Raw genomic sequence first — 16,686 nt, forward strand, 5'->3', positions numbered from 1 at the left:
GATTATTTTTTTAGCGTTTCGTCAAACATGTTGAGTATGCGCTTATACTCATCCGTCCAGCTGCTGGGTTGTACAAAGCCGTGGTCCTCTACCGGGTATGGCGCCAGCGACCAATTGTCTTTATGCAACTCTATCAACCGCTGGGTTAATCTTATAATGTCCTGGAAATTCACATTCTGGTCTACCATACCGTGGCACATCAATAACTTGCCCTTTAAACCATTCGCGAAATAGATAGGAGAGCTTGCCTTATAGGCGTTCTCATCTAAATATGGTTCATTGAGAATATTGTCTGTGTAGCCATGATTATAATGCGCCCAATCTGTTACAGAACGCAAACCTGCTCCCGCGGCAAAAACATCGGGTGTAGTGAACATGGCCATCAGCGTGATGAATCCGCCGTACGAGCCACCATACAAGCCCACATGAGCCGGATTGACGCCATATTTATCAACCAATAGTTTTACACCGTCTACCTGGTCAGTCAAATCCTTACCTCCCATGTGGCGATAAATACCGGTCCGCCAATCGCGGCCATAGCCTGCGCTGCCGGTGTAGTCGATATCGAGCACAGTATATCCTTGGTCGGCTAGTAGGTTATTGAACATATACTCATGCGAGTATGAACTCCACCAATAGTGCACGTTTTGCAGGTAACCTGCGCCATGAACAAACACTACTGCCGGGCGCGACGGGTCAGGGTTTGCCGGTACATATAGTCTCGCGTAAACATCGCTGCCATAACGGTTTTTAAACGTGATCATTTGCGGATCGCGCCATGGGTACGACTTAAATTCTGCAGTGACAGAATTGGTTACCTGCATGGGTTTTGCACCCGCTTTATTCGGCTGGATGTATAGTTCCCAGGGCTTATTTGAATACGAATAGCGGATAGCCAGCCATTTTTCATCGGGAGAAACCGATACCTCATTACCGCCTTTCATAGTGGTGATCTTAACGGGCGTGCCACCATTTACAGATAATTTATAATAGTGGGTAATGCCCGGATGCTCCATATTACCAACGAAGTAAAACGACTTACGGTCGTTTGACAGGTCAAGCTGCTGCACTTCCCATTTACCGGTGGTTAGCTGTTTCTTTTCACCGGTCGCGACATTTATCGTGTAAATATGTGAGTAACCACTCGCTTCGCTTTGAAAGTAGAACCGGTTATCATCTATCCAGCCAACGTTTCCGCCTGAGAATCCGCCACCGCCAATACCGGGGCCGCCTATCCATGCATTGTCATGCTGGCGGTCTAACTGGGTAAGCTTGCCGGTAGCAGGATCTAGTTTCATGATCCAGCGATCCTTATTGTCTTGTGCCGTTACAATAACGACGGCGTTTTTGCTGTCCTCACTCCAATAAGGGCCATGTACAACTACCTTGCGGTCTTCATTGCGTTTAGTGCGCTCTTCTAACTGCTTTGGATAATCTTTAACATAATCTGGCAGATCTTTTATGCCCGGTACGTCTTTAGTGTCTATCGCGTAAACGGTGTCCCGCTGTGTGTCAAAAACAAATGATGCAGATGTTGCCTGCGGCGAACCAACCTTGGTACGGTTAGGAATATCTTCTGTAAAACCACTTGCGGTGACATAATTAGGCACTTCTGTGATACGAGCGCCTTCGGCCTGTTTGATCAAACGGTAGGTGATATAGCGATTATCAGGACTAACGAAAACAGAATTAACAGTTTGGTCGCCAACGCCTATTTCGCGCAGCTGTTTAGGCCGCAAACTTCGGCGGTCGGCAGCTTCTTCTTTATCCAGCTTCGCTTTTTCTTTGATCACATCGAATAGTTCAAGTTGTTCAGCCTTCAACCATCTCGATTGCTGGGTCTCTCCACCTGCTGTAGCAGCAGTTGCGCCCGCGCGGGGCCCGCCGGCAGCGCCACCACCAAAACCACCTGCACCGCCACGGCGTCCCTGTACGACATCAGCAGTCGCAGCAACGGTAGGCCCGTTCTTGGTGAAGTTGGTCAGCTGTATCAATTGGCCGTTTGCAAGGCTTATCGAATACAAATTGTCTGCTTTCACGAAGATAATGTGGCTTTCGTCCCCGCTGAAAACTGCGTTGCTTTCGCGGTCTGTTGTGCGGGTTAGTTGCGTGGTTTTATCCGTTTTGTAATTGCTTAAGTAAATGTCGCCGTTGTGTTCGTAGGCTTTAACTGTATGGTTTTTATTCCACACACCGTTGCCGGGCAAGGCATCCCGGCGCTCATCAATGCTTACTTTTTGCGGTTTAATGTCTGTGGGGGTGATGCTGTAAAGCGCGTCGCGGTCGGCATTCTCGGGGTTCCAGTTAAAATATATTTTTTTGCTGTCATCGCTCCAGCGGATGTTTGATGGCGCCGTACCCATCCACTTTGGGTCGCGCATTATTTTTTCGACAGTAAGTTTGCCCAGCGTTTGCGCAAATGAAGTTCCGCAGGTTACACATAAAGCCAGGGTAAAGATTTTCCTCATATAGATTATGTTAAAAAGGGAATGCAAGTTAAACAGTTGTGTCACTTGTGGCGCACACGCAATTTAATTGTTACATAGCAGGTTATTGAGCCTTAACTGTCTCAGGAATATATCTTCCAAAGAACTCATAAATACGCAGCATCTGGTCTAAGCGCTGGCGCACATTACCGCTGCGTACCAACTCATGCGTACCGCCCGGATGCTGCACATATTCAACAGGGCGGTTCAAAACCTTTAACGCCTTGTACATCATCTCGCCCTGAACAATGCCTGTGCGTAAGTCTGTTTCGCCATGCAGCATTAAGTATGGCGTAGTGATCTGGTTCACATAAGTGAATGGCGACTCGCGCGCTAATATCGGCCTGATGCTCTCTTCCCAGGGATAACCGCCGAAGTACATCGGCACCAGCTGCCATGCATTGCCCTCACCGAAGAACGTTGTGAGATCATAAACACCCCGCTGCGACGATATCGCTGTAAAGCGTTTGGTATGCCCCGCCAGCCAACCGGTTAGGTAGCCGGCATAAGAGCCGCCTGTAGCAACAGTTTTATCTTTATCGCCCCAGCCTTCGGCAAGCGCGCCATCAAGCGCGGCAAGTACATCTTCCTGAGGGCCTGTGCCCCAGTCCTGGTAATTGGCTTTTAAAAAGTCGATGCCGTAACCGCCGGAGCCGCGCGGGTTTGAATAAACTACGCCGTAACCATGCGCGCAAAAGAATTGATACTCATGCCACATGGTGCTCTCGCCCGGTCCCCACATGGCGGTTGGCCCACCGTGGATCTGCAGCATTACCGGATACTTCTTAGCCGGGTCGAAATTTGTAGGTTTCATCACCCAATATTCCACCTTCATACCCTTGCTGTTGGTATAAATTTTCTTTTCGGGATAACTGAGTTTTTTGCCAGCCAGCCATTCCGCATTAAGGGACGTCAATCTTTTCGGCGATGCATTGTTTAAGCCTGCGGTATACAGTTCGAATGGGTTAGCTACTTCGGTTTTTACGTAGACTATTTTGTCTTTGCCGATGTCAAGGCTGCTCATACCTGCTTCGAAAGATGATAGTTGCTCAGGCTTTAGGTTTGCCAGGCTGGCTTTATAAATTGGGATACCACCGTTAGATTGTGCGGTAAAATAAAGGCTTTTACTGTCGGCGGCCCAAACGGTTTGGGTGACGGACCTGTCGACAGGTATCTCCATCTTTTTTCCCGGATTCTCAAAATCATAGACCATTAATTTAGCGACATTGATCTGCATATTTTTGCCAACCTGGTACACCAAATACCTGCCGGATGGCGAAACACTGCCGTTGCTTACAGTAGATCCTTCTTCCCTGATCAGCGCTTTAGGCGTGCCGCCGGCAAGCGACATCATGTAAACAGTATTGTCACGGTTACGATCTGGATTGGCCAGCGTGTCCGCGTCGCCGGTCATGATGATGTTTTTGCCGTCAGGTGTAAAATAAGCCGAATTGTAACTATGGAAACCGAAGGTAAGCGGTTTAGCTACAGCGCCCGGCTTAGCGTCTATGAGCATATAATGGCCAAAATCGAAGTATGGTTCCGTTGAGGCTTCACCTTCAAAGTTGAGTTTGTTGAACACCTTTACTTTGTTATCAGCTTCGTCCTGGGTCAAGAAAGCACGTATCTCGTCCAGGTTGCCGTCGGGGTTTTGTTTAGCTTTTGTTGACAGCGGGTTTGTTTTATAACCCGGCATTTCCATAGACCATCCCGGTACTTTTTTTCCCGGATTAAGGACCGAATCCTTAAGCATTTCGGGATAGCTTACATTTACAGAATACAATATCTTGCTACCATCTGGGGACCATTGCGGCGCGTTGGCTCCGCGGCTGTCGTTAGTCAGCTGCATGGCATCGCCGCCGTTAAGCGGCATAATAAATACCTGCGTTTTGTTTTTAGTAAGGCGAACAAATGCCAGCTTGCTATCATCCGGCGACCAGGCTGGTTGGTTGTTATTATTGCTGATCGCCGTTAAGGCCCTTGCTGGGGCGCTACCATCAACAGGGACGAGGTAAATCTGATTGCGATAGTTGTATTCCTTTTTATCATTCTCATCAGGTACAATGGACGTAACGGTAAAAGCAACCCATTTGCCGCTGTGTGAAATGGTAGCACCACGCAGTTGTTTTATCTTAGTCATATCTTTAACCTGGATATACTGGCTGTTTTGCTGCGCTTTGGTTGCAAGTACCGTTAAGGAAATAAAAAAAATAAGCAGGCCTTTTTTCATGACGAGGAATGATTGATGGCTAAATATAATGGATTACTTTAAACTGTACGAAGACGGAGATTACTATTTTAGATATAGTTGGAGCTCATTCGCCGTGAGGCTATGTTCTTTTGTCTTAGCAACAAAAGAACCAAAAGTGCCAAGTCAGCGCAAGGCTTCTTTTGCCGCACAAGGCTTTCGCCCTGCAAAATTGCTGCTTCGGCCCTCAACCCCGCAGGCCTAGTCCCTGCAGCAATTTATCACCGAAGCTGCGCGCTGACGTTCTAAGGTTGGATATGTTAGCCCTGAGTTTAGGACACCAATACGCGGCAGTCCGTATTAGTACCCCAACCTCTTCAAGCCCTCTTTGGCCTTTTGTTCCACACTGTTTTCAAACTGATGGTTCTTAAAGGCAATAGCCATGTTGTAGTAGTGCGTGGCCTCGGGTTTATTTTTCTGCTCTTCGTAGATGTTACCCATTTTTACTGCAGACATAGGCCCGTAATAGTAAGGCGTACCTTTGCCGGTGTTTATAGCCTGCTGATAGTTCTGCAAGGCATTAGCATTTTTGCCCATAGCTTCGTAAACCCGGCCTAAACGATAATAGTAATCAGCCTTTTCGCCTGCTGAAGGGTAGCTTTCGGGGTTTTTACCGTCAAGGATATCCAGCGCTTTATCATAATATCCACCATCGAATAATAACCTCGCCCTAAGCAGGTCGGCATTAGGCGTAGGGTTCGCGGCCTCTGTTAATGCTTGCTTGTCTTTGTCATTGAAAGAATACCCTTTTGCTTTTACCTGTTGAATATAGCTCTGATAGCCTTTGTTATCGCCGTGCAGCGCGGCGTCCCATGCTAAATGCAAATAAGTGTCCTTTACGTAACTGACACCTTTGTTCTCTGCTAAAAACCTGCGGAAGTAATCGTCGGCATTATTATCTAACCGGTTCATTTTAGCCACCGCCTCCAGATAGGTCAGGTAAGGGTAAGGCTGATACTCCCCGCCGTCGGGACGTTCGTTCAAACACTTTATAGCTTCGGAACTGTGACCGGTGCGCAGGCTCACAAACGCGCGCACATAAGTTTTAAGCAAACTGCCGCTATCCATCTGTGCAATGTATTGATGCATTTTGATATACGCTGCCGGGTCGTTCAGCACATACGATTGTACATAGGTAAGATAGAATACCAGTTCGTCGTAGTACATAGCATAGCTTGTGTGCGGCAACTTTGAAGCCAGTTGCTGCAGACTATTTAAGCCCGTATTAATATTGCCTTTTACGCCGAAAAAGCTAAGCGCGCTTTTTAATGCGCCATCGGGCAAAGCACCCAGTAATACGTTAACGAGGCCTCTTGGGATATCGTCGGGTAAAAAGCCGGGGAACTTTTTATTGTTCGCGTTCAATAGTTTCCAGGCGCGATTGATCTCAAAACCTGCCGTTGTGTTTTCGCCAAAGCGCGAGTGGATCAATGCCCATTGCAAGTTTACCTGCGCTAATGAAAAATTGTAATAAGGCGAATGGTCGTCCTCGTCTTCCAACAAGTTCAAGCGTTTAGATTTATTGTCTTTTAGCCTGTCAAAATCGGCTTTGCTTTCTGATGTGAGCAGCCAGAAGTAATCGTAATAATTATCAAGCAGGACGGTGATGGCATTATTGGGGCGCGCGGCCTTTTCCTGATCGATAAGCACACGGGCGCGTTTAAGTTTAAGACTTAAAATGTTGGTATAGGCTTGCTGGCAGTTGGCGTTAAAATCAAAGTTGGCAAAGGCGGTTGTTGTGCTTGCAAGAAAAAGTAAAAGGGCTAAAAGTTTTTTGGGCATGCAGATATTAATAAAGGCCGGGCAATTTGAGATGCCGAAGAATACGTGTAGCGCTTCGACAGGCTCAGCATGACATAGCTGAATAAGCTCCCTCGCTCTGCGCGGGATGACAAACCACTTGAAAACAAAAAAGGCGCCCGTTAGCTAACGGACGCCTTAAATCTATAATTTTTTTAATTATACGGCTTCGGTTTCCAGAGCTGTCTGCTCATCAACCAAAATACGGCCACAATGTTCGCAAACAATTATTTTTTTACGCTGACGGATGTCCGACTGGCGCTGAGGCGGGATCTGGTTAAAGCAGCCTGAGCATGAATCGCGCTGAATAGTTACAACAGCCAGGCCGTTTTTTGCATTCTGGCGTAAACGGGTGTAAGCAGTCAACAAACGGGGCTCAATATTAGCGGTAGCTTTCTCTGCTTCAACATTTAAAGCTTCTTCATCTTTTTGTGTTTCAGCAGTAATGGTACCTAACTCGTCTTTCTTAACGTCAAGGTCTGTTTTGCGTGCCTCTAGATCAGCAGCAGCTTTTTCGTAAACCTGCGTTTTGTTGCTTATCTCATATTCAAACTCGCGAATCTTCTTTTCGCTCACCTGGATATCAAGGCCCTGGATCTCTATTTCTTTAGAGATCGCCTCATATTCGCGGTTGTTTTTTACCTCGTTAAGCTGGGTTTCGTATTTTTTAATATTAGCCTGCGCATCTTTGATCAGGTTTTTGCGGGTAACAATGTCGTCCTCAAGGTCATCAAGCTCGGCTTTGCTTTTTTGGATACGTGTTTCTAATTGTGCAACATCGTCTTCCAAATCGGCAACCTCCATTGGCAGCTCGCCGCGTACCTGGCGGATCCTGTCAATTTTGGTGTGTATAGTTTGTAGTTCGTATAAAGCTTTAAGCTTTTGTTCTACGGTTTGTTCCATCAAATAAAATATTTTATGGGGTTTGTATTTATTTCTGTTAAGCGGAGGGCAAAGTTAGCAAATTTTTCTTTAATTTTTTCATACAATAAATGCTGCGTAAACTGCTCACTTTCAAAGTGCCCCACATCTGCTATCACTATCTTTTTCTCGGCATCAAAAAACTCATGGTATTTGTAATCTGCAGTAATAAAAATGTCTGCACCCGCGGCAATGGCTTGCATTAACAGAAAGCCTCCGGCGCCGCCGCAAACGGCCACCTTTTTTACCGGCTTGCCACGGAGTTCTGTATGGCGAATCACAGTGGCGTCGAGGCTGTTCTTAATATGCCGCAGATAGTCACTTTCAGAGATGCCATGCTCTATTTCTCCGATCATCCCCGAACCGATATCCTGGTACTGGTTCGTCAGCTGATAAAGGTCGTAAGCAACCTCTTCATAAGGATGCGCCAGGAATAAAGCCATCAATATTTTACTTTCCAGCCTTGCAGGATAGATCGTCTCGACACGCACCTCTGCTTCATGGTGTTGCTCGCCCGGTGTACCCACAAACGGATCTGTATTATCCCCGGGTTTAAAGGTGCCCGTACCATCCGCGTTGAAACTGCATTCGCTATAATCGCCTATCTGCCCTGCACCTGCTTTAAATAATGCTTCGCGAACTTGTTTGGCTTGCAGCTGTGGTACATAAGTTACAAGTTTTTTGAGGATGCCTTGTTTTGGCGACAGGATACGGCAGTTAGTGAGCCCCAACCGCTGGCAAATGCGGCGGTTTACACCATCGGTAACGTTATCCAGATTGGTATGTATAGCGTAAAGCGCAATGTTACGGCGAATGGCTTTCTCTACAACACGTTCTACATAAGTTTTGCCGTTAAACTTTTTTAAGCCTTTGAAAACAATAGGGTGGTGCGATACGATGACCTGGCAGCCGGTTGCTATGGCCTCGTCAACAACCTCTTCTGTACAATCGAGCGAGATCAATGCCTGGCTGATCTCCATGTCAGGCCTGCCAACGATCAATCCCGAGTTGTCATACTCTTCCTGGTATTGCGGCGGCGCGAGGGTTTCAAGGTAATTGATTAGTTCTGAAAGTTTCATTAAACAAACCCGGTATTACACACCCATCCTGGCGATCTCAATACTTTCGTAAGCCATTTTTTGGTTGTATTCGTTAGCAAGACTTTTGTGGTTTATCAGATCTATGATAGTGCCTATCAGGCAAAAACCACCGGTGAAAACATAAATGATGCCCATACCAATCTGCCCTACAACAAATCGCTGTACGCCGGCAATACCAATAAAACCAATCAGCGTGAATATCAATATGTCTTGCGGACTTTTACGGCGACCGTAGTAAAGATTTAAAAACGTTTGATTTTGCGACTCGGTTAAGCCGGTTGTCATTTGCCTTAAAAAACTAATCTCTTCAAAGGTTACTCCGGGGAATGAAGCATATGGGTTATTATTCATGGCTGTAGGTTTTAAGTTCTTTAAATTTAAAGATTTGTATACAGATTAGAGACCATATGCGATAAAATGTTACAAAAAGTGCGGGTATACCCAGCCAATGTGCTTTAAGCGAATTGCCTATGTCGCCGTGAATCAAGTAACTTATGGCGTGGCCTATGCCACAGCCTGGGCACCAGGTAATGCCCATTAACCGCAGCGGGCATAAAACGAAATGGCTATCGCTGCCGGGGTTAGTTACTCCCAATGCCACGATAGCCATTAGCCAGAATATCAGTTCGAAATTATTTTTCAGCAGTTTAATCAACTTGCTCCGGTTTGGTCATTAACAATAGCGAGGCTGCCAGGGCACTAAGCACACCAATAAGTAACGCCGCGAATATACGACCCGAGAAATCTTGCGTATTAGTTTTCTGACCGCCGATATAACTTACATACCAAATTCCCATTGCAATGGCTACAACGCCTGCAACAATTAGTATCTTAAAGCTTTGACCGAAAGCCTGCAGGAAACCAAACTTGCCGTTTGTTTCATTTTCGCGGTAGCTGCGTACGCCAAAGTATAAGCCAATAACAGGTATCAGAATAGAGAAATATTCAAAAGGTGCGGTTTTATCTGCCTGGGTATCGTAACCGGCCCAGTGCATGGCAAACAGCCAGCCGCCGCTTAAAATGCCTATAATTAAACCGTAAATGATAGCGTTTTTCATGGTAAAGTAGTGGTTAGTTAATGCAATTTATAGGTTGCAGGTTAAATTATACACTAAAAAGAATTTTTACTTACAGATTGTTTTATCTGCTCTTCATTTTTAACCGTCGCGCCGGCACACCCTCCATTGTGATCTTAACCGGCTGTATGTCGCCCTGCTTGTCGAAATACATTCTATCTATGCACACTTCGCGGTGGTTGCCGTCAGTTACACCTAGCGGCCGCCGATGATAGATCATGTACCAGTCATCCGTTCCGGGTATGTTCATTACAGAATTATGCCCCGCACCCGTTGCTATCGCAAGGTCTTGTTTCAGGATCTTCCCAACTCGCTTGAACGGGCCCATCGGCGAATCGCTTATGGCATATGCAACACTGTAATCGGGGCCTGTCCAGCCGCCTTCACTCCACATCAGGTAGTATTTACCTTTGCGTTTGATCATGTAAGGCCCTTCAACATAGTTATCCGGGGTAATAGATTTAAAAATGCTGCCATCAGCAAAAGGCACAAAACCTGTAAAGTCCGGCGTTAACTGGCCAATGTTGCAATGGCGCCAGCCGCCGTAGATGAGGTAGTATTTGCCATCAGTATCGTGAAAAACAAATTGGTCTATAGGTTGGGCGCCATTGTAAAACTTGTCAACCAATGGCTTGCCCAGGTAGTCGCGGTAAGGGCCTTCAGGTTTGTCAGCAACGCCGATACCGATACCGCCCGGCTGGTTATCATTCTGAATATCATTAGCGCCGAAAAACAGGTAATATTTATTGCCTTTGTGAACGATAGCCGGTGCCCAGATGGCGTAGGCTGCCCACTTAAAATCTTTAATATCCAATATATGCGAATGTTTTTGCCAGGTCACCAGGTCGGGAGACGAGAACGCGTCCAGAAATGTTTGCTTCAAATAGCCTTTGTTAATGGTGTTTTTCTGCAGCATCATTTGTTGTCCATTGAGCCCTGTTTGCTGGATGGTCTTCATCGTGTCGCCGGAGTAGGTAGGGAAGATCCAATATTGGTCGTTAACGATCAGGTTATCCGGGTCGGCATACCAACCCGGAAATATGGGATTGCCTGAGGTTTTGGTTTGGGCAGAAGCAGTGAATAAGCCGCCGAACAACAATGAAATGGTTATAAAGCATTTGATGATTTTCATGGTTGGTTAAAGATAGGACTTATGAATTGCAATTTTCCACAGACAAAAACGCCGGTTTATTGTTGCTACAACTGATAACCGTATCTTTGCACCGAATTGAATATCCGTGATATATTAGAGCGCTACAAGGGTGATGAGCGCGTACAAACGCTGGCAAAAGCGTTGAATGCAGCGAAAAATCCCCGGGTTCAGCTGCGCGGGCTCGTTGGATCAAGCGATGCAACGGTGGCGGTAGCTTTGTGGTTTCTACAGCACCGGCACATGGTCTTTGTGCTGCCCGACCGCGAAGAAGCAGCGTATTTTCAGGCTGATATTGAGAATCTTATTGGTCAGGAAGTTTTATTGTTCCCCTCGTCATACCGTAAGCCTTTTGAGTTTACCCAGCCCGACAGCAGCAACGTTTTGGCCCGTGCCGAGGTGTTGAATGACCTGAACCATACGTCAGAGTACGGCAAACTGATCGTCACTTATCCCGAAGCTGTTGCCGAAAAGGTGATCGACCGCGCATCACTCGAAAAAAACACGCTGGAGATTTCCGTCACCAATAACCTGAGCATCGATTTTATCAACGAGTTTTTAGTCGAGTATGACTTTGAGCGCGTCGACTTTGTTTATGAGCCCGGGCAATTTTCTGTTCGCGGCGGGATAGTCGATATTTTCTCATTTTCACACGATCTGCCATACCGGGTAGAGTTCTTTGGGGATTTTATTGAATCGATAAGGACCTTCGAGATTGAAAGCCAGCTATCTGTAGAACAGATCAAAAGCATCACCATTGTACCTAACGTACAGTCGAAGTTTTTAACTCAGAACAACATCTCCTTGCTCGAATATGCCGACCCGTCTACACAGGTTTGGATAAAGGATGTGCAGTTTACGCTGGATATTATCCAGGATGGTTATAAAAAAGCCACTCAATTATGGAAAGCTTTAGATGCTGATGAAAAGGCAAAAAACCCCGAGTGGATCGACCCTAAATATGGCTTCACTGACGAAAAATTGATTGCAGACCAGCTTCGCGATTTTGCTGTGGTTGAATTTGGCAAACAGTTTTTTTACAACGATGCAGCGCAGATCAATTTTGACATACGCCCGCAGCCATCGTTCAATAAAGACTTCAGCCTGCTGATCCATAATATCAAGAATAACGAGATAGATCATATTGAAAATTGCATCCTGACGGATTCGGCCAAGCAGGTAGAGCGTTTATATGCCATTTTTGATGACCTTGATAAATCGGTTAAGTTTACGCCAATAAATATTTCTATTCGGGAGGGCTTTGTAGACCGCGAACAAAAACTGGCTTGCTACACAGACCACCAGATATTTGACCGCTATTATAAATACAAACTACGAAAAGGTTATCAGCGCACGCAGGCCATTACGCTAAAAGAACTGCGCGAATTAAAGCCCGGCGACTTTGTGACCCACATAGACCATGGCATTGGCAAGTACAATGGCTTAGAGAAAGTGGAAGTGAACGGCAAAACGCAGGAGATGATCCGCTTGCTGTATGCTGATAATGACCTGTTGTATGTAAACATAAACTCACTAAACCGGATCTCGAAGTTTAGCGGTAAAGAAGGGGCGGTGCCAAAGCTGAACAAGTTAGGTACCGATACCTGGGAGCGGTTGAAGAAAACAACAAAAAAAAAAGTTAAGGACATAGCCCGCGACCTGATAAAGCTTTACGCCAAGCGAAAGCAGCAGGTAGGCACCGCGTTTCTTCCTGATAGCTACCTGCAGACAGAACTGGAGGCATCTTTTATTTACGAAGACACCCCCGACCAGGAAAAAGCTACCGCAGATTTTAAAAAAGACATGGAATCGCCGCACCCAATGGACCGCCTCATTTGCGGCGATGTAGGCTTTGGTAAAACAGAGGTTGCTATCCGCGCAGCGTTCAAAGCGGTTGCAGACAGTAAGCAGGTTGCAGTATTGGTACCCACTACAATTCTTGCTGCCCAGCATTATAAAACTTTTACAGAAAGGCTCAAAGGATTTCCCTGCAATATTGATTATATCAACAGGTTTAAAACAACCAAGCAGATCAAAGACTCGCTGGCTAAACTTGCAGATGGAAAGATAGACATCATCATTGGTACACATCGCCTGGTAAGCAAGGATGTGAAGTTTAAAGACCTGGGGCTAATGATCATTGACGAAGAGCAAAAATTTGGTGTTACAACCAAAGAAAAGCTAAAGCAAATGCGTGTAAATGTAGATACACTTACGCTTACCGCCACACCAATACCACGTACACTGCATTTCTCTTTGATGGGCGCGCGTGACTTATCGATCATTTCTACTCCGCCGCCAAATCGCCAGCCTGTAGTTACAGAACTGCACGTATTTAATGATAAGCTGATAAAAGAAGCGGTTGAACAGGAAATCGACCGCGGTGGGCAGATCTTCTTTATTCATAACCGCGTAGCCGACCTGCCTCAATTAGGCGGCATGATACGTAAGTTGGTGCCCAAGGCGCGCATCGGTATTGCGCACGGCCAGTTAGAGGGCGATGACCTGGAAGACGTAATGCTCAAATTTGTGGCGCATGAGTATGATGTACTGGTGGCTACAACCATTATCGAAGCCGGGCTTGACATACCTAACGCTAATACGATCATTATTAACCACGCGCACATGTTTGGCTTAAGCGACCTGCACCAAATGCGCGGCCGTGTGGGCCGAAGCAATAAAAAAGCATATTGCTATTTGCTAAGTCCGCCGCTTTCAACATTGACACCCGAAGCGCGCAAGCGTTTGAGCGCTATCGAAGAGTTCAGCGATCTGGGTAGCGGATTTAACGTGGCCATGCGCGACTTAGATATCCGCGGCAGCGGTAATTTGTTGGGTGCAGAACAAAGCGGCTTTATTGCAGAAATTGGCTTTGAGATGTATCATAAGATCCTCGACGAAGCCATTCACGAGTTGAAGGACGAGGAGTTTAAAGAGGTATTTGCCGATGAGAAGCCGCGCCCTTTCATTTCTTTTACGCAGATAGACACCGACCTGGAGATATTGATCCCGAACGAATATGTGACCAATCTTTCGGAGAGGTATAATCTATATACAGAAATATCTAAACTGGAGAACGAGGCCGAACTTGTGACATTTGAGCAACAGTTGCATGACCGTTTCGGGCCGATACCTCAACCGGTAACGGATCTGTTAAACACCGTTCGGTTGCAATGGCTGGGCAAAGCCATCGGCTTTGAAAAGATATCGCTTAAAAAAAACGTACTGCGGGGTTATTTCATCAGCAACCAGCAGTCGCCATATTTTGAAACTGAAGCTTTTAAGCAGGTGCTAAACTATGTGCAGTACAACCCGCGCCGGGTGAATATGAAAGAAGTTAAAAACACGCTCCGCATTAGTATAGAAGGTGTAATGAGCATTACAGACGCCGTAGGATTGTTGAGCGAGATAGTGGGCGAAGTAACAGCTTAACTATTCCCCAACCAACCTGTAGATTTCCTTTAAATTTCGCCCTTGCTCTTTATAGTCCAGGCCGTAACCAACCACAAATTCATTGGCTATCTCGAATCCGGTGTAGGCCAATTCAGGTATTTGTATTTCGATAGCATCGGGTTTGGACAATAAAGTGCAAACTTTGATGGATGCCGGTTTTAAAACTTTTAGCCGCTCTACCAGGTAAGCCAAAGTATTGCCCGAGTCGATAATGTCTTCTGCAACAATGACGTGCCGGTCGCGAATATCTACGGCCAGTTCAATATCGCTGCGCACGTTCCGGGTTGTAGTGGTGCCGCCAAAGTAAGAAGCGAGTTTGGTAAACGTAACTTCACAAGGGATATCCACAGCACGCAGCAAATCTGCCATAAATATAAAGCTCCCATTAAGCACGCCTAAGAATAACGGGCTTTTACCATTATAGTCGCGGCTCAATTCGCGGCCCAAAGCCTCTATACGGTTTTGTATTTCTAATTGGGTGATCAGCGTTTCAAACTCCAGGTCGGCTACCTTTACTTTCATAATTCAAAGCTATTATTTAAATAAACCTGCACCCTCAATTAACTGTATCTTTACACTCTTATTATGGAATACCAGGTTTATACCTTGCCGAATGGGCTCCGTTTACTGCATCATCCCGTAAATTCTAACATCACCCATTGCTGCATCGTTATCAATGCCGGCTCGCGCGATGAAAAGCCGGGCCAGGACGGTCTGGCGCACTTTATTGAACACCTGATATTTAAACACACCAAACGACGGAATACTTCGCAGATTTTAAACCGTCTGGAACTGGTTGGTGCCGACTTAAACGCTTATACTACTAAAGAATACACTTGTGTGCATGCTTCTTTTTTAAATGAGCACTTAGAGCGTACGCTCGACCTTTTTGAGGACATTGTTTTCCATTCTACCTTCCCCGAAAATGAAATTGAAAAAGAGCGCGGTGTGATCCTTGATGAGATAGCGTCTTACCTTGATCAGCCCGAAGAAGCCATCCAGGACGATTTCGAAGGCCTTTTATTTGAAGGGCACAGCATGGGCTGCAATATATTAGGCGCGCCCGAAAGTGTGTCTGCACTATCGCAGCAAAATATCAAAGACTTTATTGCAGAGAATTACCTTCCGTCGCAGATAGTGATAGGTGTATCGGGTAAATACCCGCCTGCGAAACTCACTAAGTTGGCAGAGAAATATTTCGGTCACCTGGCTTCCTCAGTTCCTGATAAAAAGCGCGTCGCCCCGCCGGTTTCAAAGCCCCAGCTTGTAAAGGCGGCAAAGCCAATCAATCAGACGCATTGCATTATGGGTTTGCAGGCATACCCATCAAATCACCCGCTTAAAAGCGCTTTGCTGCTGTTGAACAACCTTTTGGGCGGTATGGGTATGAGCAGCCGCTTGAACATGGAGATCCGCGAAAAATACGGAATTGCCTATACTATTGAATCGTCTTACGTGCCTTTTACAGATACCGGCATCTTTAACATTTACTTTGGCACAGATGCCGAAAAAGCAGAAAGGGCATTGAAACTGGTGGGTAAAGAATTGAAAAAGCTGCGCGACAATAAGTTAGGGACAATACAGTTGCAGCAGGCTAAACAAAAGTTTTGCGGACAAATAGCGCTGGCCGAAGAGGGCCGAATGAGCTTGGTGATTTCCATGACCAAAAGCCTTCTTGATTTTAACCGGGTAGATTCTTTGGACGAAGTTATGGCTAAAATAAATGCTGTCACTGCCGATGAATTGCTGGAGATCAGCAACGAACTGCTCGATGAGTCTAAGATGGTTACGCTGATCTTTGAACCTGAAGAGGAGACAAAAAGTTAGATTTAACAAATGTCATGCTGAGGTACTCAAGCATCGGCATTTACATTGTCCATTACGCCAAGCTTTAAATACGCGAGCGTTACGTTTACCTTCATTAATACTGGCGATAATAACTTATTAGGTTTTATTCTCCACCAAAAAAACCTTCGCTTCATAAACATCACCCAGCACCTCAACCCAACCACAAATGCACGCTTTAAGTCTGCCACTTTTTAAAAGATATTGCGCTTGCTGAAAGATAAATTGTTGGTCGAATTCGGGTGTCACATAAAAGGCATGCTCGCCTTTAAAACCGTTACGGATACAAATTTCGCCAATAACGATATTGGGCAATGTATAAACAAACAGTGCAGGGCTTGGTACGTCCTGTGCAGAGTGCCAGTACTTGATATCCGCGTCGAGGCTCGAATTCGCGTTGGATAAGATTACACCAACCTCTTCTGCAGCGTAAAATTTAATATTGGTATCGCTCAACAAAACCTCCGCCGCAAGGAAACCCAACTTGCTCAGATTGTCCATCTTATAAAACTTTGGATAATTGATACCCAGGCTTTTATAATGGGACGCTAAAAACTCATGTGTGCTGGTTGGCATCTCCTCAAAGACCACAGCATCTTTTTTCACA

At 45.9% G+C, this 16,686-nt stretch carries 13 protein-coding genes; 2 read left to right on the top strand and 11 right to left on the bottom strand.

Going from position 1 to position 16,686, the window contains the following annotated elements:
- Nucleotides 1-2: 2 nt before the first annotated feature.
- From GO620_RS14215 to GO620_RS14255, 9 genes are all read right to left on the bottom strand, one after another.
- Nucleotides 3-2,468, bottom strand: a complete 2,466-nt coding sequence (locus GO620_RS14215) for a S9 family peptidase (protein ID WP_244139415.1) — start codon at nt 2,466-2,468, stop codon at nt 3-5.
- A gap of 82 nt (nt 2,469-2,550) precedes the next feature.
- The gene (locus GO620_RS14220; RefSeq protein WP_157524432.1) at nt 2,551-4,716 is read right to left on the bottom strand and encodes a S9 family peptidase; all 2,166 of its coding nucleotides are present in this window, start codon (nt 4,714-4,716) and stop codon (nt 2,551-2,553) included.
- Between the two features lie 318 nt (nt 4,717-5,034).
- On the bottom strand, nt 5,035-6,516 hold the full coding sequence (locus GO620_RS14225; protein WP_157524433.1) for a tetratricopeptide repeat protein: 1,482 nt from the start codon (nt 6,514-6,516) through the stop codon (nt 5,035-5,037).
- Nucleotides 6,517-6,693: 177 nt separating this feature from the next.
- Nucleotides 6,694-7,437, bottom strand: coding sequence for a zinc ribbon domain-containing protein (locus tag GO620_RS14230; RefSeq protein WP_157524434.1), 744 nt, complete (start codon nt 7,435-7,437; stop codon nt 6,694-6,696).
- The gene (locus GO620_RS14235) at nt 7,437-8,534 is read right to left on the bottom strand and encodes a Nif3-like dinuclear metal center hexameric protein (RefSeq protein WP_157524435.1); all 1,098 of its coding nucleotides are present in this window, start codon (nt 8,532-8,534) and stop codon (nt 7,437-7,439) included. Before GO620_RS14235 ends, GO620_RS14230 begins: the two co-directional genes overlap by 1 nt.
- 15 nt (nt 8,535-8,549) lie before the next feature.
- On the bottom strand, nt 8,550-8,906 hold the full coding sequence (locus tag GO620_RS14240; protein WP_157524436.1) for a TM2 domain-containing protein: 357 nt from the start codon (nt 8,904-8,906) through the stop codon (nt 8,550-8,552).
- On the bottom strand, nt 8,899-9,210 hold the full coding sequence (locus GO620_RS14245) for a DUF2752 domain-containing protein (protein ID WP_244139416.1): 312 nt from the start codon (nt 9,208-9,210) through the stop codon (nt 8,899-8,901). The genes GO620_RS14240 and GO620_RS14245 overlap by 8 nt, the downstream gene beginning before the upstream one ends.
- Complete coding sequence (locus GO620_RS14250; RefSeq protein ID WP_157524437.1) at nt 9,203-9,613, bottom strand: DUF4199 domain-containing protein; 411 nt, start codon at nt 9,611-9,613, stop codon at nt 9,203-9,205. The genes GO620_RS14245 and GO620_RS14250 overlap by 8 nt, the downstream gene beginning before the upstream one ends.
- Before the next feature lie 82 nt (nt 9,614-9,695).
- Nucleotides 9,696-10,763 (bottom strand): glycoside hydrolase family 43 protein, encoded by a 1,068-nt coding sequence (locus tag GO620_RS14255; RefSeq protein WP_157524438.1) that lies wholly within the window; start codon nt 10,761-10,763, stop codon nt 9,696-9,698.
- Nucleotides 10,764-10,859: 96 nt separating this feature from the next.
- Between GO620_RS14255 and mfd the strand changes: the two genes are divergently transcribed.
- Complete coding sequence (gene mfd / locus GO620_RS14260) at nt 10,860-14,213, top strand: transcription-repair coupling factor (RefSeq protein ID WP_157524439.1); 3,354 nt, start codon at nt 10,860-10,862, stop codon at nt 14,211-14,213.
- Here the strand turns inward: mfd and hpt are convergent, their stop codons facing one another.
- A complete protein-coding gene (gene hpt / locus GO620_RS14265) occupies nt 14,214-14,756 on the bottom strand; it encodes a hypoxanthine phosphoribosyltransferase (protein ID WP_157524440.1) in 543 nt (180 codons plus the stop codon).
- Nucleotides 14,757-14,819: 63 nt separating this feature from the next.
- Here hpt and GO620_RS14270 point away from each other — a divergent pair, with 63 nt between their 5' ends.
- Nucleotides 14,820-16,061, top strand: a complete 1,242-nt coding sequence (locus GO620_RS14270) for a M16 family metallopeptidase (protein WP_157524441.1) — start codon at nt 14,820-14,822, stop codon at nt 16,059-16,061.
- 117 nt (nt 16,062-16,178) lie between these two features.
- Here the strand turns inward: GO620_RS14270 and GO620_RS14275 are convergent, their stop codons facing one another.
- Nucleotides 16,179-16,685, bottom strand: coding sequence for a 3-oxoacyl-ACP synthase (locus tag GO620_RS14275; RefSeq protein ID WP_157524442.1), 507 nt, complete (start codon nt 16,683-16,685; stop codon nt 16,179-16,181).
- Nucleotide 16,686: the final 1 nt, after the last annotated feature.

The organism is Mucilaginibacter ginkgonis, assembly GCF_009754905.2.
GTDB lineage: Bacteria > Bacteroidota > Bacteroidia > Sphingobacteriales > Sphingobacteriaceae > Mucilaginibacter > Mucilaginibacter ginkgonis.

Bases quoted from the DNA above. Each gene is read 5' to 3' on its own strand.
- hpt (WP_157524440.1), bottom strand. From the start codon at position 14,756: ATGAAAGTAAAGGTAGCCGACCTGGAGTTTGAAACGCTGATCACCCAA.
- GO620_RS14250 (WP_157524437.1), bottom strand. From the start codon at position 9,613: ATGAAAAACGCTATCATTTACGGTTTAATTATAGGCATTTTAAGCGGC.
- GO620_RS14225 (WP_157524433.1), bottom strand. From the start codon at position 6,516: ATGCCCAAAAAACTTTTAGCCCTTTTACTTTTTCTTGCAAGCACAACA.
- GO620_RS14255 (WP_157524438.1), bottom strand. From the start codon at position 10,763: ATGAAAATCATCAAATGCTTTATAACCATTTCATTGTTGTTCGGCGGC.
- GO620_RS14230 (WP_157524434.1), bottom strand. From the start codon at position 7,437: ATGGAACAAACCGTAGAACAAAAGCTTAAAGCTTTATACGAACTACAA.
- GO620_RS14220 (WP_157524432.1), bottom strand. From the start codon at position 4,716: ATGAAAAAAGGCCTGCTTATTTTTTTTATTTCCTTAACGGTACTTGCA.
- GO620_RS14240 (WP_157524436.1), bottom strand. From the start codon at position 8,906: ATGAATAATAACCCATATGCTTCATTCCCCGGAGTAACCTTTGAAGAG.
- GO620_RS14270 (WP_157524441.1), top strand. From the start codon at position 14,820: ATGGAATACCAGGTTTATACCTTGCCGAATGGGCTCCGTTTACTGCAT.
- GO620_RS14235 (WP_157524435.1), bottom strand. From the start codon at position 8,534: ATGAAACTTTCAGAACTAATCAATTACCTTGAAACCCTCGCGCCGCCG.
- GO620_RS14215 (WP_244139415.1), bottom strand. From the start codon at position 2,468: ATGAGGAAAATCTTTACCCTGGCTTTATGTGTAACCTGCGGAACTTCA.